This is a genomic window from Dactylosporangium sp. NPDC049742 (assembly GCF_040674675.1).
GTDB classification, from domain to species: Bacteria; Actinomycetota; Actinomycetes; order Mycobacteriales; family Micromonosporaceae; genus Dactylosporangium; species Dactylosporangium maewongense.
Map to the genome: position 1 here is coordinate 148,377 of NZ_JBFANF010000010.1, position 18,798 is coordinate 167,174.

Sequence of the window (18,798 nt, forward strand, 5' to 3'; positions counted from 1 at the left end):
ATCGAATAGCGGATCCGGTCGCCATGGCAGCCGGATCCGCTACTTGATCACGGCTGATCTCTTTGGGGGGTGCCGGTGGGGGCCAAGACGTCGCTGCTCGCCTACACGGACGGCGATGTCGCCGAGCTGCTCCGGGCCGGTGCCGTGGCCCGCCGGGACGCCACGGCCGCACTGATCGCGCGCGTGTTCCCCGGCTGGACGGTCGAGCCGGCGGACGCCACCTCGCTGGACGACGCGGTCCACCCGCCCGCCGGGACCGCGTACGCCGGCGCCTTCCCCGGCGTCGACCTCGTCTGCGACCGTCGGCTGCCGCTGGGCGCGCCCTCGCGGCTGCCGGATCGCCTGATCGAGCCGGGCCGCCACCGCCGCGTCATCTCCCATGCGATGCACAGCGTCTCGGACTGGTTCGCGTTCTCCGTCTGGGACAACGGCGAACTGGTCCGGTCGCTGAGCCTGGACCCCGACAACGGCGTGGTCGAGAACACCGGCGAGCCGTTCGCATTCGAGGCACCGTTCTGGTCCGGCGAACATCCCGTACAGCCCACGCAGGGCTGGCCGGACCGGGGGCCGTACCCGCTGCCGTTCCACCCGCTGGACCTGGGGGAGGCGGCACTGCGGGAACTGTTCGGGTTCATCCTCGAGGGCTCTCCCAGCCCGGCCGACATCGACCCCGACGCTGTGGAACTGCACGGCTTCCGCCTCCACGACCCAGCCGCCCCGGACCCCGCCGTCGCCCACATGCAGCAGTTGATCAGACGAATGCGCCGCCGCTCCTACACCTACGCCGCCGACGGCTCCCTCGTCGAGATCGACCTCGAGAACCGCGAGCAACCGGGCGCCGGCTAGCTCACCTGCCCGCCTGTGCGCCGACCCCGGTTATGTTCGCGGAGCGGGCATATCCGGGGAGAGCGCCGGAGTGCGCTCCTGGCCGATCATGATCCGGTAGAGCTCATGCCGCTACAGCTCCTCGACCCTGACCGGACCACGCAGCGTGCGCCGATCGGGATCAGCCGCGGAGGCGGACTTCCCGCCGGGCAGCGCGGCGGGGTGGGTGCCGGATGCGGCGCCCGCGCGACCTCAGCCGACGCGGCATGCGCGGCTGTGCGCCGCAGAGCGACGCATCGGGGGAATCGCAGCGACCGGTGCCGGCTGGTCGGGTGCCGCCCGGCGAGGCAAGACCCGGCGAGGCAAGACCCCGGCGGGGCGGACCTGGCTGGGTCGACGCCCGCTGGGGCAGGCCGACGCTGGTCGCGGATATGTCCGCCGCGCGTGGCAGCCCCGGTTATGTCGGCTCGCTCCGCTCCCCGACATAACCGAAATTTCGGATATGTTCGCGGAGCGGACATGTCCGGGGGAGTGCCGGCGTGCGCTCCTGGCCAATCACGATCCGGTAGAGCTAATGCAACAGCTCCCCGGCCCTTCCGGACCACGCATGTGCGCCGACTGGAGTCGGACGCATCGGGGAACCTCAGCGGCCAGTGCTGCCCGGTCGGTTGCCGCCCGGTGAGGCAAGGCCCAGCGAAGCAAGACTCGGCTGGGTTGATCCTGCTGGGGCAAGCCGACGCTGGCCCTGGATATGTCCGCTAGCGCGAACATATCCGACTTATCAGCATATGGGGCTGACTTCTCCATGATCCGGAAGACTTTGTGCTGCTATGACGACACAAACTCTTCCGGATCATGGGGAGGGCGCGGCAGCGGTGGGGGGAGTTGCAGCTCAGCGGAGGCGGTGGAGGCGGAGGGCCAGCTGGACCTCCAGGGCGCGTTCCGGTTTCTGCCAGTCGGCGCCCAGGAGCTGGCCGATGCGTTCGAGGCGCTGGGTCACGGTGTTGACGTGGACGTGGAGGAGCTCGGCGGCGCGGGCCAGGCTGCCGCCGACGCCGAAGTACGCCTCCAGCGTCTTGACCAGGGCGGTGCCCCGGCGGACGTCGTAGTCGACGACGGGGCCGATGGTGGAGCCCAGGAAGGCTTCGACGTCGCGGTCGCGGCCGTCGGGGGCGGAGCCCAGCAGGAGGCCGACGAAGCCCAGCTCGGCGGTGCTGGCGCCGGCGCCGGCGCGGCCCAGGGCGGCGAGGGCGATGACGCAGCGGTCGGCGTCGCGGTAGGCGGCGGCGATGCCCGCGGGGCCGGTCGCCGGGCCGCCGGCGCCGGCGGTGACGGGGCGGCCGAGGATCTTGCCGAGGTCGCGGGCGACGGTGCGGGCGAGAGGGCCGGCCGCCTCGCCGGGCAGGAGGAGGACCACGTGGCCGTCGCGGGCGGCGGCGAGGCCCCCGCGGGTCTGCGCGTAGGTCTGGGCCCAGGACATGGCGCGCTGGCGGGCGGTGTTCATGGGACCACCGGCGAGCGCGTCCTCGCCGACGGCGACGACGACGTTGGGGGCGTCCAGGTCGACGCCGAGGCGCTTGGCGCGGGTGCGCAGGGAGTCGGCGTCGCGGACGGGGCGGGTGATGACGTCGTCGAGGAGCTCGCCGCGGACGCGGCCCTCGGCCTCGGCGACGGTGCGGCGGAAGAGCAGCAGGAGCGCGGTGACGACGGCGGCGCGCTCCAGGATGCGCTGGTCGGCGTCGACGAGGGGGCGGTCGGGCCGCAGGACGAGCGCGCCGAGGTTCTCCGCGCCGGCCACGACGGCCGCGAGCCACAGCGGTCCCCGCCGGACGCTGCGCCCCTCGGTACGGGAGGCGGCCAGGGCTTCCGCGATCGCGCTGGCGTCAGGGGCGTCGAGCGCGCCGACGCTGGCCTGGTGCCGGCCGTCGGCGTCCAGGACGAGCAGCGCACCGCCCAGCACCTCGGTGACGACCTCGGCGATGTCCTCGACGCCGGCGCCCCGCAGCACGAGGGCCGTCATGCGGTCGTGGGCGGCGGCGGCCCGCTCGACGGAGTCGCTGTGGGCGCGGATCGTGCCGTTGGCGGCGGACAGCTCCTCGAGGGCGGCCTGGGTCTCGCCGAGGAGGCGGGCGGTGTCGATGGCGACGGCGGCGTTCGCGGCGAGGGAGACGAGCAGCGACACCTCTTCGCGGGCGAACGGGCGGGCGGAGCGGTTCGCGGCGTACAGGACGCCGATGATGCGGGATCCGAGCCGCAGCGGCACGCCCAGGATCGCGACGAGCCCCTCCTCGCCGACGCCGGCGTCGATGTCTCCGGTGTGCCGGAAGCGGGCGTCCTCGGGGTAGTTGGCCGTCACGTACGGGCTGCCGGTCTGCGCCACGAGGCCGCCGAGGCCCGCGCCCATCGGCAGGCGCAGGGCCTGGAACTTCGCGGAGATGGAGCCGTCGGTGACCCGCATGTAGGTGTCGCCGTGCTGTTCGTCGTTGAGCGTCATGTACGCCACGTCGGCGCCGAGCAGGGTCCGGGCGCGGTGCACGATGGCGGCGAGGACCGCGTCGACGTCACGGAGCCCGGCGAGGTCGCTGGCGGTGTCGAAGAGGCCGGAGAGCTCCTCCTCGCGGCGCCGCCGGCGCTCCAGCAGGGCCCGGACGCGCAGGGCGACGACCTTGGCCTGCTCCAGCTCGGCGAGGCGGTCGGGTGGGAGGCCGGCGTTGCGGGCGGCGACGAGCGGGCCCTCGAACTCGACCGCGGCGGCCTCCCGCGCGAGCAGCTCCAGGTACTCCAGCATCGTCACACCCCCATTGTGCTAGTGGGCGGTCCAGCCGCCGTCGATTGCGACGGACGTGCCGGTGATGAACCCCGCGGCGTCGGAGCAGAGGTACGCGACGAGCTCGGCGACCTCCGAGGGCTCGATGAGCCGCTTGATCGCCGCGCTGGTGAGCATGATCTTCTCGACGACCTCGGTCTCGTCGATGCCGTGCGTGGCGGCCTGGGCGGCGATCTGGCCCTCGACGAGCGGGGTGCGCACGTAGGACGGGTTGATGCAGTTGCTCGTGACGCCGTGCGGGGCGCCTTCGAGCGCGACCGTCTTGGACAGGCCTTCCAGGGCGTGCTTGGCCGTCACGTACGCGGACTTGAACGGCGACGAGCGAAGGCCGTGCACGGAGGAGATGTTGACGACGCGGCCCCAGCCGGCGCGGTACATGTGCGGCAGGACCCGGCGGGTGAGGCGGAACGGCGCCTCGACCATGACGGTCTGGATGTAGGCGAACCGCTCCGGCGGGAAGTCCTCCAGCGGCGCCACGTGCTGCAGGCCGGCGTTGTTGACCAGCACGTCGGCGTCCCAGTGCTCCGCCAGGAGCGACTCGGCCTCGTCGAGGTCGGACAGGTCCGCGACCACCGGCGTGAGGCCGAGGTCGGCGAGCGGCTTGATGCCGTCCGCGTCGCGGTCGACGGCGACCACCTTCGCGCCGGCGGCGGCGAGGCGCACGGCGACGCCCCGGCCGATGCCGCTGCCCGCGCCGGTCACCAGTGCGGTCCGGCCGCGCAGGTCCAGGGCGACCACCTGGTGCGGCGAAACGGGATGTGGCGTCGTCATGGCGGGAAACGTACGAGCCTTCGCGCGTGCGTCCCATGGGGGCCGCCCACATACCTTCACGGCACTCGGTGTGTGTGTCCTGTCGCCGGTACGAGCGGCGGGTGGGCTAGTGTGTCGAACACACGTTTGAGGGGGTGCCGGTGCGGGTGCTGGGGGTCGACCCGGGGCTGACCCGCTGCGGGGTCGGCGTGGTCGAGGGCGTGCCGGGGCGGCCGTGCAAGCTGGTGCACTACGAGGTGGTCACCAGCGACCCGGACACCGACCTGGCGCACCGGCTGCTGAACCTCGACGAGCGGCTGACCGCGCTGGTCGCCGAGCACCGGCCCGAGTCCGTCGCCGTGGAGCGGGTGTTCAGCCAGCACAACGTGCGCACCGTCATGGGCACGGCGCAGGCGGGCGCGGTCGCGATCCTCGTCGCCGCGCGGGCCGGCCTGCCGGTGCAGACCTACACGCCGAGCGAGGTCAAGGCCGCGGTGAGCGGCAACGGGTCGGCGGACAAGGCACAGGTCACCGCGATGGTGACCCGGCTGCTGCGGCTGACGGTCGCGCCCCGGCCCGCCGACGCCGCCGACGCCCTGGCTCTGGCAATCTGTCATGTCTGGAGGGGCGGCACCAAGGACCGCATCCAGGCGGCGCTGAGGAGAGCACGATGATCGCGAGTGTGCGGGGGCGGGTCGCCGCCGTGTCACCGGACGGGGCCGTGATCGAGGTCGGCGGGGTGGGCCTGGCCGTGCTGTGCTCGCCGCACACCATCGCGGACCTCCGCGTCGGTGAGGAGGCCCGGCTGGCGACGTCGCTGGTCGTGCGGGAGGACTCCCTGACCCTGTACGGGTTCGCCGACGACGACGCCAAGCAGCTGTTCGAGCTGCTGCAGACCGCGTCCGGGGTGGGGCCGCGGCTGGCGCAGGCGGTCCTCGCGGTGCACACCCCCGAGGTGGTGCGCCGGGCCATCGCCGGCAACGACACGTCGACGCTGACCCGCGTCCCGGGCATCGGCAAGAAGGGCGCGGAGCGGCTCGTGCTGGAGCTGCGCGACAAGATCGGCGCGCTGCCCGGCGACGGCGCGGCGCTGGTCGGGGTCGGTGCCGGCGCGGCGTGGGCCGAGCAGGTCCGCCAGGCGCTCGTCGGGCTCGGCTGGACCGCCGGCCAGTCCGACCAGGCCGTCGCCGCCGTGGCCGAGCAGCTCGACGGCGGCACCGTCCCGCCGGTGCCGGTGCTGCTGAAGCAGGCGATCCGCATGCTGGGCACCATCCGGTGACCGATCCTCTCGTCAGCGCGTACTCCTCGCCGGAGGACCGGGCCGCCGAGCAGAGCGTGCGCCCGAAGCGGCTCGCGGAGCTGATCGGCCAGCACCGGGTCCGCGAGCAGCTGGACCTGCTGCTGCAGAGCGCGCTGCGGCGCGGCAGCCCGCCGGACCACATCCTGCTGTCCGGCCCGCCGGGCCTGGGCAAGACCACCCTCGCCATGATCGTCGCCGCGGAGCTGTCGGCCGGCCTGCGGATGACCAGCGGCCCGGCGATCGAGCGCGCCGGCGACCTCGCCGCGGTGCTGACCAGCCTGTCCGAGGGCGACGTGCTGTTCATCGACGAGATCCACCGGATCGCGAAGCCCGCCGAGGAACTGCTGTACAGCGCGATGGAGGACTTCCGCGTCGACGTCGTGGTCGGCAAGGGTCCGGGCGCGACCGCGATCCCGCTCGACGTCGAGCCCTTCACGCTGGTCGGCGCGACGACCCGTAGCGGCCTGCTCACCGGCCCGATGCGGGACCGCTTCGGCTTCGTCGGCCAGCTGGAGTTCTACGACCCGGACGAGCTGGAGCTCATCATCGCCCGGTCGGCGGGGATCCTGGACGTGCCGATCACCGACGAGGGCTCGGTCGAGATCGGCCGGCGGTCGCGCGGCACGCCCCGCATCGCCAACCGGCTGCTGCGCCGCGTCCGCGACTACGCGGAGGTGCGGGGGACCGGCGTGGTCGACCTCGCCGCGGCCAAGGCGGCCCTGGCCGTGTACGACGTCGACGAGCTCGGCCTGGACCGCCTGGACCGCGCGGTGCTGCACGCGCTGATCCGGCAGGGCGGGGGACCGGTCGGGCTGTCCACGATCGCCGTGGCCGTTGGTGAGCAACCCGACACCGTCGAAGAGGTCTGTGAACCTTTCCTGCTGCGGACGGGCCTGCTCGCGCGTACTCCGCGTGGGCGAGTGGCCACGCCGAGTGCATGGCGCCATCTCGGGCTCCCGGTTCCCGCTGGTACCGTCGGTGGCGGGAGCCACGCAGGGGGAACATCGCCACAATTGCCCGATCTTTTCAGCTTGGAGCCGTAGCGTCCCTAGCTGTCGTGATCGGACCGTGATAGACGCCGGTCTGCGTGTCTTGCGACACACCGACTAGACTCGCCGCGGTCCGCCGCGCGGACTTCATACTTCGCTCGGTCCACCCAGGCAACTGGGTTCCGAGCCGACCGGAAGGCATGATCGTGCTGTTCGCCGAGGCGCAGGGTTCAGGGGGCAGCGGCTTTCCCAGTCTGCTGCTGATCGTCGGGGCCTTCGTCCTGCTCTACTTCATGATGATCCGCCCGCAGCAGCGCCGCCGCCGGGAAGTGCAGAACATGCAGTCCTCGATGGGGGTCGGCGACGAGATCGTCACGGTTGGTGGCCTGTATGGCACGATTCGTGAGATCGACGACGAGACTGTCCTGCTGGAGATCGCGCCCGGCGTCACCGCCAAATACGCCAAGGCCGCGATCGGCAAGGTGAACCAGAAGGCCGCCGCCGTCGACGAGGACGTGACCGAGGCCGAGACCGAGGAGGCCGACGAGCCGGCACCGGGCTCGACGCCGAAGTCGATCGACTGAGCGATCGGCTGAGCTACCGCCACCACCACGACGAACAAGCACGCCGCGCACCCCGCCGGCGTTAGTGCAGGGAGACCCGACAGCCGTGGCACAACCTCAGGCACCGATGCACCCGGGCCGTCAGCTCGGTGTGCTCGGCACCATCTTCGTTCTGCTCGCCATCTGGGTGTGGTTCGGCGGTGACGGCGGCTGGCGCAACCGGCTTGAGCCTAACCTCGGCCTCGACCTCATCGGCGGGACCACGGTCACGCTGCAGGCGAAGACCGACAACGGCAAGCCGCCGACGAAGCAGCAGATGGCGACGGCCAAGGACATCATCGACAGCCGGGTCAACGGCCTCGGTGTCTCCGAGGCCGAGGTTGTCGTCGAGGGCGACACCAACATCGTCGTCTCCCTGCCGGGCAAGAGCGACGACCGGTTGAAGCAGATCGGCCAGACCGCCGAGCTGCGCTTCCGCAAGGTGCTCGGCTCGACGCAGGACATCGGCGGCGCAGACCCGTCGGCGTCCGCCTCGGCGTCGCCCTCCACCGCGCCCTCCTCGGCGGCTCCTTCGGGGACCCCGTCGGCGTCCGGGTCGGCCAGCGCCAAGCCGTCGGGCTCGGCGTCCGCGCCGTCCTCCGCGCCGGCGACCTCCGCCCCCGCGTCGGACCCCGCCTCCGCGCCGGCCTCGTCCGCGCCCCCGGTGGCGGCGGACGTCGCCCAGCAGCGCGCGGCGGTGCAGAAGAAGCTCGGCGAGTCCGTCTGGGCCGCCGCCATGGCCGAGACCGCGCCGGTCGACCTGTCCGCCGACCCGGCGAAGGCCCAGCTCTACGCGCCGTTCAAGACCCTGACCCCCGAAGAGGTCGCGGTCCTGCCGCCGGCGATGCAGTACAACATCCCGACCGTCACCTGCGCCCAGCTCGACAAGCGCCCGGTCGGCTCGATCCGCGACGAGAAGCAGCCCGCGGTCGCCTGCCAGCCCGGCGTCAAGTACAACCTCGACGTCGCCAAGGTGCTCGGCACCGACGTGGACAACGCCGACTCCTCCATCGACTCGACCAACGGCAAGTGGATCGTCACGATCTCCTTCACCAGCGGCGGCCAGAACCGGTGGACCGAGCTGACCCGCGAGGCGTACAACAACGGCACCGACAGCAAGCAGGTCGCGGTCGTGCTCGACAACCAGGTCGTCTCGGCCCCGGTCATCGAGAGCGTCATCCCCGGCGACGCGCGGATCACCGGCCAGTTCACCAAGCGTGACACCGAACTGCTCGCCAACCAGCTGCAGTACGGCGCGCTCCCGCTGTCGTTCACCCCGCAGGACGCGCAGAGCATCTCCGCCACCCTGGGCAGCTCGCACCTGGAGGCGGGCGTCCTCGCCGCCGGCATCGGCCTCGGCCTGGTCGTGCTCTACTCGTTCTTCTACTACCGGCTGCTCGGCCTGGTCATCACGATCAGCCTCGTGCTGTCCGGCGCGATGGTCTACATGGCGCTGATCATCCTGGGCCGCACGATGGGCTTCACCCTGACGCTCGCCGGGTTCGCCGGCTTCATCGTGTCACTGGGTGTCGCCGCCGACTCGTTCGTCATCTACTTCGAACGATTGAAGGACGAGATCCGGGAGGGCCGCAGCCCACGCAGCGCCGTGCCGCGCGCCTGGACCCGGGCCCGCCGCACGATCATCTCGGCCAACGCGATCACCCTGCTCGCCGCCGCGGTGCTGTACTTCTTCTCGATCGGCTCGGTCCGAGGCTTCGCGTTCGCCCTGGGCGTCGCGACCATCCTCGACCTCGTCGTCGTGTTCCTGTTCCGCCATCCGATCATGACGATGTTCGCGCGCAGCAAGGCGTTCTTGTCGCCGCGGGTCTCCGGCCTCGGCCGGATCGTCGAGCAGCGTCCGAGCACTGGTGTGGCGTCCTCCGCCCCCCGTCGTAACCGCCCGAAGGAGGTCTGACGATGAGCGGCAAAGGTGGCATCGCAGCCCGGCTCTACCGTGGTGAAGCCAACGTCAACGTCGTCGGTCGCCGGCGCCTCTGGTTCACCGTCGCCGGCATCGCCCTGCTGATCGCGATCGCCAGCATGGTGTTCCGGGGCTTCACGCTCGGCATCGAGTTCGAGGGCGGCAACCAGTACAACGTCCCGGTCAGCGTCGGCACGCTCGACGAGGTCGAGAAGGCGTTCGGCGACGCCGGCGTCGAGGTCAAGACGGGCCAGACGGTCGGTGACACGCAGTACGTCATCAAGACCGAGCTGATCAACGACGCGGCCCGGCAGACCGAGATCAAGGAAAAGGTCGCCGACCACTTCAACATCGACGCCACCCAGATCAGCGACAGCGCCGTCAGCACCTCGTGGGGCGACCAGGTCACCGAAAAGGCCCTGGTGAGCCTCGTGATCTTCCTGGCGCTGGTGACGGCCTACCTGGTCTTCCGCTTCGAGTGGCGGATGGCCGTGGCGGCGCTCGGCTCGCTGCTGCTCGACCTGGTCCTCACCGGCGGCGTCTACTCGCTCGTCGGCTTCGAGGTCACCCCGTCGACGGTCATCGGCTTCCTCACCATTCTCGGTTTCGCGCTGTACGACGTCGTCGTGGTGTTCGACAAGGTGCAGGAGAACACCCGCGGCATCACGGGCAACAACAACAGCACCTACAGCGAGGCCGCCAACCTGGCGGTGAACCAGACGCTGATGCGCTCCATCAACACCGGTCTGGTCGCGCTGCTGCCCGTCGGCGGCCTGCTCTTCATCGGTGCCGGCCTCCTCGGCGCGGGCACCCTGAAGGACCTCGGCCTGGTGCTGTTCATCGGTATGGGCGTCGCCGTCTACTCGTCGATCTTCTTCGCCACGCCGGTCCTGGCGGAGCTGAAGGTCCGCGAGCCGCGGCTGCAGGCGCACGAGTCCCGCGTGGCGAACCGCCGGGCGGCGCTCGCCAAGCAGGCCACCCAGGCGCCCGTCGTCGACAGCGACGGCGTGCCGCTGACCAAGACCGGGGAGCGTTCCGAGCTCGCCGGTGCGGCACCCCGCCCGGGCAGCCGGCCGCAGGCCAGGCGGCCTCGGGCCGGCGGACGGCCCGGCGCCTCCGGGCGCCGCTGAACCCTCAATTGATCACCGGCACGGGCGTCGCTTCGCAGCGGCGCCCGTTCCGCTGTTACCGGAGGTGTACCCCAAGTTGGAGATCTCGGAGCTGGTCGCGAGCAAGGTCGTCGACGTGCCCGACTTTCCCAAGCCCGGCATCCTGTTCAAGGACCTGATGCCCCTTTTCTCCGACGGCCCGGCGTTCGCCGCCGTCATCGACGCGATCATCGCCGAGCACGGCTCGGACAGCTTCGACGTGGTGGCCGGGATCGAGGCGCGGGGCTTCGTGATCGCCGCCGCCATCGCGTACGCCACGGGCAAGGGCGTCGTCCCGGTGCGCAAGGCCGGCAAGCTGCCCCGCGCCACCGTGTCGGCCAGCTACGCCCTCGAGTACGGCGAGGCGACCCTGGAGGTCCACGCGGACGCCTTCGTGGCCGGTGAGCGCGTCCTGGTGGTCGACGACGTGCTGGCGACCGGCGGTACGGCCGCCGCCACCCTCAGCCTCGTCGAACGCGCCGGCGGGACCGTCAGCGGCTTCAGCGTGCTGCTGGAGCTCGGGTTCCTCGACGGGCGGTCCCGGATCGCGCCGCGCCCGGTTCATGCCCTGCTGACCGTGTCCTGACCCCAATTCTGGCCTGGGAATGTCGGTGGGGGCGGGTACGCTTGCGGTCCATACGTTGACGGCGATGAGGAGTGGCCGGTGACCGGCGACATCGCATCCCCGAAGGGGGGTACGGTCAAGCGGATGGGCGCTGCGTCGACACCGGAGGCGGTCCACGTGCCAGACGATCAGCAACACGCACCGCAGGGCACCGAGCCCGAGACGGCCGAGGCCGGCGGTGTGGTGCTGCAGTTCCCGACCCCCGACGGCGCCGTGGTGCACAACCGGCGCTCGACCGACCCGGGCTACACCGGTCCCCAGCCCCCGGCGCCCGCCGGGGGCCCGCCGGCGCGCCGGGTGGTGGACGAGCCGCCGGGCGAGGACACCGAGGACCTGACCGAGGCGGCCGGCTCGATGACGGGCGCCGCCCTGGGCCTCGTCGGCGCCGCGCCGACCGGCCGGCGGGTCCGCGCGCGGCTCGCCCGGTTCAACGCGCCGTGGCAGAGCCCGTCGGTCAGCGAGGTGCTCGAGCCGCTGATCGCCCAGCACAAGGCCAGCCACCCGAAGGCCGACGTGCGGCTGCTGCAGCGGGCGTATGACATGGCCGAGCACTTCCACAAGGGGCAGTACCGCAAGTCCGGCGACCCCTACATCACCCACCCGCTCGCCGTCGCCACGATCCTCGCCGACCTGGGCATGGACACCACCACCCTGGTCGCGGCGCTGCTGCACGACACGATCGAGGACACCGAGTACACGATCGAGCGGATCCAGCACGACTTCGGCGGCGAGGTCACGCTGCTCGTCGACGGCGTCACCAAGCTCGACAAGGTCAAGCTCGGCGACGCGGCCAAGGCCGAGACGATCCGCAAGATGGTCGTCGCCATGGCCAAGGACCCGCGGGTGCTGGTCATCAAGCTCGCCGACCGGCTGCACAACATGCGGACCCTGACCTTCCTGCCCCGCCCCAAGCAGGAGCAGAAGGCCAAGGAGACCCTGGAGATCCTGGCGCCGCTGGCGCACCGCCTCGGCATGAACACGATCAAGTGGGAGCTGGAGGACCTCGCGTTCCGCACGCTCTTCCCGAAGCGGTTCGACGAGATCAGCCGGCTCATCGCCGAGCACACCCCGCAGCGCGACTCGCTGCTGCGCACGGTCACGCAGAAGGTCGCCGCCGACCTCAAACAGGCGAAGATCAAGTCCGAGGTCACCGGCCGGCCGAAGCACCTGTACTCCGTCTACCAGAAGATGATCGTCCGCGGCCGCGACTTCGGCGACATCTACGACCTCGTCGGCGTGCGCATCCTCGTCGACACGGTCCGGGACTGCTACGCGGCCCTCGGTGTCATCCACGCGAACTGGCAGCCCGTCCCGGGCCGGTTCAAGGACTACATCGCGATGCCGAAGTTCAACATGTACCAGTCGCTGCACACGACCGTGATCGGCCCCACCGGCAAGCCGGTCGAGCTGCAGATCCGCAGCTACGCGATGCACCGCACCGCCGAGTACGGCATCGCCGCGCACTGGCGCTACAAGGAGTCCAAGAGCGCGACGATCGCCGGCCCGCCCGCCCACATCGACGAGATGACGTGGCTGCGGCAGCTGCTGGACTGGCAGCGGGAGGCGAGCGACCCGTCGGAGTTCCTCGACGCGCTGCGCTTCGACCTCTCCAGCCAGGAGGTCTACGTCTTCACGCCCAAGGGCGACGTGATCGCGCTGACCACCGGCTCCACCCCGGTCGACTTCGCCTACGCCGTGCACACCGAGGTCGGCCACAAGTGCATCGGCGCCCGGGTCAACGGCAAGCTCGTCCCGTTGGAGAGCACCCTCTCCAACGGCGACGTCATCGAGATCTTCACGTCGAAGTCCGAGACCGCCGGCCCCACCCAGGACTGGCTCGGCTTCGTCAAGAGCCCCCGGGCCCGCACCAAGATCCGGCAGTACTTCAACAAGGAGCGCCGCGAGGAGGCGATCGAGGCCGGCAAGGAGGCGATCGTCAAGGCCATGCGCAAGCAGGGGCTGCCCCTGCAGCGCCTCCTGACCTCCGAGTCGCTCATGACGATCGCCCGCGAGCTGCACCTCGCCGACGTCGCCGCCCTCTACGCCGCCGTCGGCGACGGCCAGGCCTCGGCCCAGTCGATCGTCCAGCGCCTCGTCGCCGGCTACGGTGGCGAGGAGGGCGCCGTCGAGGACATCGCGGAGACCGCCACCCCGACCCGCCCCGCCCGCACCCGCACCGCAGCCTCCGACCCCGGCGTCGAGGTCCTGGGCGTCGACGACGTCTGGATCAAGCTCGCCCGCTGCTGCACCCCGGTCCCCGGCGACGCCGTCTTCGGCTTCGTCACCCGCTCCGGCGGCGTCAGCGTCCACCGCGACGACTGCGCCAACGCGGCCGACCTCAAGGAGCAGCCCGAGCGCGTCCTCGAGGTCAACTGGAAGCCGACCAGCGCCTCCACCTTCCTGGTCGCCATCCAGGTCGAGGCCCTGGACCGCCACAAGCTCCTCGCCGACGTCACCCGCGTCCTCTCCGAGGAGCGCGTCAACATCCTCTCCGCCACCGTCACCACCACCCGCGACAGGGTGGCGATCAGCAGGTTCAGCTTCGAGATGGCCGACCCGAAGCACCTCAACCACCTACTGGCCGCCGTCCGCCGCATCGACGGTGTCTACGACGCCTACCGGGTCACCTCGGGCGCCTAGCCGCTTTTCCGGGCTCCTGCTTCCCGCGCACGCCACCGCCCGCGCGTGGGTCCCACCTGTCCCTTTGCGGTGCGGCGACCTTGTGCCCGCCGCGCCCGCCCAGCGCTGGTGGCGCGGTGGATCCGGCCGCCTCGGGCGCACCGCCACCGGCGAGACGGCTTCCTGTCTACGACCAACGACGGCGTGGAGCCTTGGACGGCGCTGGACCGTGCAGGGACGGCATCGGGGGAACATCACCGGCACCGCGGCACTTGCGGGCAACCACGCCACCTGACACACGGCTCGCCGCCCTGCGGGCTGAATGAACACACCCACCGTCTTGTCCGGTGTGGCCAGTTCCCACCAAGATCTGCGAACGCGCCCCAGCACGGACCGAGATCCCCGGCCGGGCACTCGCAACTCAAGACGCACCGAAAGCCAGGCACTCGCAGCTCGAGACGGACCATGATTCCCCTGGTCCGGGCGCCGCGCGGCCAAGCCCGACCGAGATCCCAGGCAGGGCTGGCCGCGTGCAGGGATCTCGGGCCGGGTTGGCCATGTGCAAGCGCGACCGGGATCCCTGGCCGGCGGTGGGCCGTGTGCAGGCGCGACCGAGACCTTGCAGGGCGCCATCGCCACACCAGTAGGACCGCCCGCGCCGCCCGTGCTGGACTCGGCCCGTGCTGGCCTCTGCTTGCGCTGAACTTCGCCCGTGCTGGACTTCGCCCGTGCTGGACTTCGCCCGTGCTGGACTTCGCCCGTGCTGGACTTCGCCCGTGCCGGCCGTGAAAGACGTTGGTCAATGCCCGTGTTTGCGGCGTTTTGTGCATTGAGGTTGGGCGATCTGCCGCTGCTTCAGTGACCCAATTGGGGTGGATCGCGCGACGCCTATCCGGAAAGTGGGCAAATCGGGGCATTGGCCAACGTCTGTGTGGGGCGGCGGCTGGGCCGGTTCTCGCCGTTGCCGGGCAGATCCACGGTGCTGTCGCGGGTTCCCTATGCCGGTGCGTGTCGGCGCGAGTGGGCTCCTGGGCTGCTGGCCTCGGCTGCGGCGAGCATCAGTAAATGCGCGGATTTGGGGCTTTTGTGTATCGGTGCTTCATCTGGAAAGGAGCGAATCTCGGTATTGGTCGACGTCTGTGCGGGGAGTGGTTGTCGGGGAATGCGAAACGGCCGCGGGTGGGAGCCCGCGGCCGTTCGGTGGAGAGTGATGAGCGTCAGGAAGCTGGGCTCATCGTCAGGGTCTTGATCTTCACCTCGGTCTTCGGGGCGCCGTCGCCGGAGGCGGCTGCGGCGGGGTCGCCGGAGGCGGCGGGGTCGGGCAGGGTGCCCGCCTCGGCGACCTTCTTGACCAGGTCGAGGCCCTCAGTCACGCGGCCCAGGACCGTGTAGTCGGCGGAGAGCTGCTCGATGTCCTTGTAGACGATGAAGAACTGGCTGCCGCTCGAAGCCGGGTTCTGGGTCTTCGCGATGGCGACCATGCCCTCGGTGTACGCGGGGCGGCGGCCGGTCGGCAGGTTCTCCTCGGCGTAGCGGTACGTCGGGCCGCCGAGGCTGGTGCCGGACGGGTCGCCGCACTGCAGGACGTAGATGCTCTGCGTCACCAGGCGGTGGCACTTGGTGTCGTCGAAGAACTTCTTGCTGGCCAGGTACGTGAAGCTGGCGGCCGCGCACGGAGCGTTGGCGGTGTCGACCTTGATCTTGATCGTGCCGACGCTGGTGTCCATGGTCATGGTCTGCGAACCGGTGCGCGGCTCGCCGGAGGTGGGCGGGGTGCCCACGTCCTTGACCTCCTTGGGGATCTCGGGCGCGGGCGACGCCGACGGGTCGACCAGGGGCAGCCAGGTGCAGTTGGTCGGGGCCGCCGAGGCGGACCCCGAGGCGGCAGCCTCGGGGCTCGCCTTGTCATCGCCCTTGGTCAGCACGATCACCAGCCACGCCACACCGAGCAGGACCACCAACCCGCCGGCCGCAGCGGCGATCGTCGTGTTCCTGCGCCGTCGGCCGGCTGAGCGCTCTGCGCGGTCTGCCATCTCCCGCTCCAGCCGCGCACGCGCTGCGGCGCGCTGGCGGTCCCGGTTGGAGGTCACGGTTGGTACTCCTTGCTCAGCAGGGATTGGGATGGAGTTACGACTTGCTGGAAGCGCTGGCCAGCGGCGTCGCGGGTGCGGACGACGCGGGCGTCGAGGCCGGGACCGACGTGGCGGGCGTCGGGTCCTTCTGCGGCGCGACGTCGGTGACCGTCAGCGAGCTGATCTTGGCCTCGGTCTTCGGCTTGCCGTCGTTGGCCGGCTCGGAGCCGCCTTCACCGATCTTGGTGAGGACGTCCATGCCGCCGACGATCGTGCCGAAGACGGTGTAGTTCGGCGGCAGCTTGACGTCCTTGAACACCAGGAAGAACTGGCTGCCGTTGGTGTCGACGCCCGAGTTGGCCATGGCGACCGTGCCGGCCGGGTACAGGACGTTGGTGTCCGCCGGGGCCGACGGGTCCGCCGCGGAAGCGGACGGCGCGGGGGCCGGCGGCGGGTTGTTCTCGTCCGGGAACCGGTACGCGGGTCCGCCGCTGCCGGTCGCCGACGGGTCGCCGCACTGCAGCAGCGAGTCGTTGACCATCCGGTGGCAGGTGGTGTTGTCGAAGAACTTCTTGCCCGCGAGGTACGTGAAACTCTCCACGGTGCACGGCGCCTTGCTCGGGTCGAGCTTGGTGGTCACGGTGCCCTGACCGAGCGCGATCGTCATCGTCTTGACGCCGTTCTTGACGATGTCGTTGGTCCGCGGCTTGCCCACGTCGGTCACGCCGTTGCCGGCGTCGATCGGGGTCCAGGCGCACTCGGAAGCGCGGATCGGTTCGGGGTCGAAGCCTCCGGTCTTCCAGATCACGGCAAGGACCAGCAGGGTCAGTGCCACCGCCCCGCCGATGCCGGCCTGCCATTGCCGACGACGCCGTGCCGCTGCCGCCCGACGGGCGATCTGCCGCTCGGTCTTCGCCCGCGCCAAGGCGCGTTGCCGGCTCTTACTGGAAGCCACCTGTGCTCCCCTCCAGGAAAATACGTTTGGGTCCCACGTCACACGCCCGCCAGAGTGTACGGGTAGAAACCGGAATGGTGGTCGCCGCCCGGTCACGGTTCGCTGTGCCTGACCTCCGGATAGGGTCTGAGGGGTTGTCGCGCGGAAATCGACAGGGAGGAGCGCCGTGCTCGTCGCCGGCTTTCCCGCCGAAGCGTTCGGGACCAACTGCTACGTGGTCGCCCCGGCGCCAGGTGAGCAGTGCGTGGTCATCGACCCCGGGATCGGGGTCGTCGACCGGCTCGACGCCGTGCTCGCCGAGCACCGGCTGCAGCCGGCCGCGGTCCTGCTGACCCACGGCCACCTGGACCACACGTTCTCCGTCACGCCGGTCTGCGGCGCACGCGGGATCACGGCCTACATCCACCCGGACGACGGCGAGATGCTCGCCGACCCGGCGAAGGGGCTCAGCACCGACCTGACGGCGCTGTTCGGCGGCCGGCTGACCTGGACGGAGCCCGAGGACGTCGCACCCCTGGAGGACGGCCTGGTCCTCAAGATAGCCGGGCTGGAGCTGATCGTCGACCACGCGCCGGGCCATACGCGCGGGTCGGTGATGTTCCGCAGCGCCGAGGAGATCTTCACCGGCGACGTGCTGTTCAAGGGCTCCATCGGCCGCACCGACCTGCCGGGCGGCAGTATGACGCAGATGATGGCGAGCCTGCGCGACAAGGTGCTCACGCTCCCCGACGACCTGGTGGTCCTGCCCGGGCACGGGCCCGGCACCACGATCGGCCGGGAGCGCAAGGGCAACCCGTACCTGCGCGAGGCGACGACACAGAACCCCAACCGAGGCTGGTAGAGACAGATGACCCGTCCCACGCCGCTGTCCGGGTTTCCGGAGTGGCTCCCCGAGCAGCGCCTCGTCGAGCAGCAGGTCCTGGACCGGCTGCGGCGCACCTTCGAGCTGTACGGCTTCTCGCCCCTGGAGACGCGCGCCGTCGAGCCCCTCGACCAGCTGCTGCGCAAGGGTGAGACCTCGAAGGAGGTCTACACCCTGCGCCGCCTGCAGGCGGCCGAGGGCGAGGACGATCAGAGCCTCGGGCTGCACTTCGACCTGACCGTCCCGTTCGCGCGGTTCGTCCTTGAGAATGCCGGAAAGCTGCAGTTCCCGTTCCGCCGGTACCAGATCCAGAAGGTGTGGCGGGGGGAGCGGCCGGCGGCGGGTCGCTATCGCGAGTTCCTGCAGGCGGACATCGACATCGTCGACCGTGACACCCTGCCCTCCCACTACGAGGCCGAGATCCCGCTGGTGATCGGCGACGCGCTCAGGTCGTTGCCGATCCCGCCGGTCAAGATCCTGGTGAACAACCGGAAGCTGTGTGAGGGGTTCTACCGGGGCCTCGGCATCGAAGACCCGGAAGAAATTCTGAGAATAGTCGACAAATTGGACAAAGTGGGTCCAAGTGCGGTAAAAGACGAAATCAAGGAAAAGTACACAGAAGCCCAGGCGGACGCCTGCCTCGCGCTGGCCGGGATCACCGCGCAGGACGACTCGTTCGCCGACGAGGTCCGCAAGCTCGGCGTCGAGCACCCGCTGCTCGACGAGGGCATCGCCGAGCTCGCCGCGGTCGTGGAGACCGCCCGCGAGCACAGCCCGGGCCTGGTCCAGGCGACCCTGAAGATCGCCCGCGGCCTCGACTACTACACCGGCACCGTGTACGAGACGGAGCTCGCCGGGTTCGAACAGTTCGGCTCGATCTGCTCCGGCGGCCGGTACGACAACCTCGCCAGCGCCGGCCGCGACGTCTTCCCCGGCGTCGGCATCTCCATCGGCGTCTCGCGCCTGCTCGGCCTGCTGTTCAAGGCCGACGCGCTCGGCGTCACGCGGCCCGTGCCGACCGCCGTCCTCGTCGCGCTGTGGAGCGAGGAGGAGCGCGCCGTCAGCAACCGGATCGCCGCCTCGCTGCGCGCCCGCGGGATCCCGACGGAGGTGGCACCCGTACCGGCGAAACTCGGCAAGCAGATCCGCTACGCCGAACGGCGCGGCATCCCGTTCGTCTGGTTCCCCGCCAACGGGGAGAACCCGGACCAGGTCAAGGACATCCGGTCCGGCGAGCAGACCGGGGCCGACGCCCAGACCTGGGCGCCCCCGGCCGCGGACATGGCACCGACGCTGCGGTGAC

The 18,798-nt window shown here is 70.9% G+C and carries 14 protein-coding genes and 1 pseudogene; 11 read left to right on the forward strand and 4 right to left on the reverse strand.

Translation table 11 applies throughout. From position 1 onward, the window contains the following. Window positions 1-75: 75 nt before the first annotated feature. Window positions 76-846 (forward strand): hypothetical protein, encoded by a 771-nt coding sequence (locus AB0J72_RS15875; protein WP_363399211.1) that lies wholly within the window; start codon window positions 76-78, stop codon window positions 844-846. Between the two features lie 871 nt (window positions 847-1,717). Here AB0J72_RS15875 and AB0J72_RS15880 read toward each other — a convergent pair. Together AB0J72_RS15880 and AB0J72_RS15885 are read right to left on the reverse strand one after the other, a co-directional pair. Beyond that, entirely contained in the window at window positions 1,718-3,613 is a 1,896-nt protein-coding gene (locus AB0J72_RS15880; protein WP_363399354.1) for a helix-turn-helix domain-containing protein, read from the reverse strand. 18 nt (window positions 3,614-3,631) lie between these two features. Continuing rightward, window positions 3,632-4,423 carry a 3-hydroxybutyrate dehydrogenase gene (locus AB0J72_RS15885; protein ID WP_363399213.1) on the reverse strand — a complete coding sequence of 264 codons (792 nt, stop codon included), beginning with the start codon at window positions 4,421-4,423 and terminating at the stop codon, window positions 3,632-3,634. A 140-nt stretch (window positions 4,424-4,563) separates the two neighbouring features. Between AB0J72_RS15885 and ruvC the strand changes: the two genes are divergently transcribed. The 8 genes and pseudogenes from ruvC to AB0J72_RS15925 form a co-directional block, all read left to right on the forward strand. Beyond that, complete coding sequence (ruvC, locus tag AB0J72_RS15890; protein ID WP_344503539.1) at window positions 4,564-5,076, forward strand: crossover junction endodeoxyribonuclease RuvC; 513 nt, start codon at window positions 4,564-4,566, stop codon at window positions 5,074-5,076. Next, window positions 5,073-5,681: a Holliday junction branch migration protein RuvA gene (gene ruvA / locus AB0J72_RS15895; RefSeq protein ID WP_363399216.1), complete on the forward strand. Its 609-nt coding sequence runs from the start codon at window positions 5,073-5,075 to the stop codon at window positions 5,679-5,681. Before ruvC ends, ruvA begins: the two co-directional genes overlap by 4 nt. Next, on the forward strand, window positions 5,678-6,745 hold the full coding sequence (gene ruvB, locus AB0J72_RS15900; protein WP_363399218.1) for a Holliday junction branch migration DNA helicase RuvB: 1,068 nt from the start codon (window positions 5,678-5,680) through the stop codon (window positions 6,743-6,745). The genes ruvA and ruvB overlap by 4 nt, the downstream gene beginning before the upstream one ends. Before the next feature lie 152 nt (window positions 6,746-6,897). Beyond that, window positions 6,898-7,275 (forward strand): preprotein translocase subunit YajC, encoded by a 378-nt coding sequence (gene yajC, locus AB0J72_RS15905; RefSeq protein ID WP_363399356.1) that lies wholly within the window; start codon window positions 6,898-6,900, stop codon window positions 7,273-7,275. An 85-nt stretch (window positions 7,276-7,360) separates the two neighbouring features. Continuing rightward, window positions 7,361-9,208: a protein translocase subunit SecD gene (gene secD / locus AB0J72_RS15910; protein WP_363399220.1), complete on the forward strand. Its 1,848-nt coding sequence runs from the start codon at window positions 7,361-7,363 to the stop codon at window positions 9,206-9,208. A 2-nt stretch (window positions 9,209-9,210) separates the two neighbouring features. Further along, a complete protein-coding gene (gene secF, locus AB0J72_RS15915) occupies window positions 9,211-10,344 on the forward strand; it encodes a protein translocase subunit SecF (RefSeq protein ID WP_363399222.1) in 1,134 nt (377 codons plus the stop codon). Window positions 10,345-10,396: 52 nt separating this feature from the next. Beyond that, the gene (locus AB0J72_RS15920) at window positions 10,397-10,948 is read left to right on the forward strand and encodes an adenine phosphoribosyltransferase (RefSeq protein ID WP_363399358.1); all 552 of its coding nucleotides are present in this window, start codon (window positions 10,397-10,399) and stop codon (window positions 10,946-10,948) included. Between the two features lie 423 nt (window positions 10,949-11,371). Then, window positions 11,372-13,627: pseudogene (locus AB0J72_RS15925) on the forward strand (bifunctional (p)ppGpp synthetase/guanosine-3',5'-bis(diphosphate) 3'-pyrophosphohydrolase); the annotation flags it as partial. Between the two features lie 1,196 nt (window positions 13,628-14,823). Here AB0J72_RS15925 and AB0J72_RS15930 read toward each other — a convergent pair. Both AB0J72_RS15930 and AB0J72_RS15935 read right to left on the reverse strand, forming a co-directional pair. Continuing rightward, the gene (locus AB0J72_RS15930) at window positions 14,824-15,639 is read right to left on the reverse strand and encodes a peptidylprolyl isomerase (RefSeq protein WP_363399224.1); all 816 of its coding nucleotides are present in this window, start codon (window positions 15,637-15,639) and stop codon (window positions 14,824-14,826) included. A 94-nt stretch (window positions 15,640-15,733) separates the two neighbouring features. Further along, the gene (locus AB0J72_RS15935; RefSeq protein WP_363399226.1) at window positions 15,734-16,633 is read right to left on the reverse strand and encodes a peptidylprolyl isomerase; all 900 of its coding nucleotides are present in this window, start codon (window positions 16,631-16,633) and stop codon (window positions 15,734-15,736) included. A 166-nt stretch (window positions 16,634-16,799) separates the two neighbouring features. On the opposite strand from AB0J72_RS15935, the gene AB0J72_RS15940 reads away from it, so the two are divergent. Both AB0J72_RS15940 and hisS read left to right on the forward strand, forming a co-directional pair. After that, window positions 16,800-17,474, forward strand: a complete 675-nt coding sequence (locus tag AB0J72_RS15940) for an MBL fold metallo-hydrolase (RefSeq protein ID WP_363399228.1) — start codon at window positions 16,800-16,802, stop codon at window positions 17,472-17,474. Window positions 17,475-17,480: 6 nt separating this feature from the next. After that, window positions 17,481-18,797: a histidine--tRNA ligase gene (gene hisS, locus AB0J72_RS15945; RefSeq protein WP_363399230.1), complete on the forward strand. Its 1,317-nt coding sequence runs from the start codon at window positions 17,481-17,483 to the stop codon at window positions 18,795-18,797. Window position 18,798 lies beyond the last annotated feature (1 nt).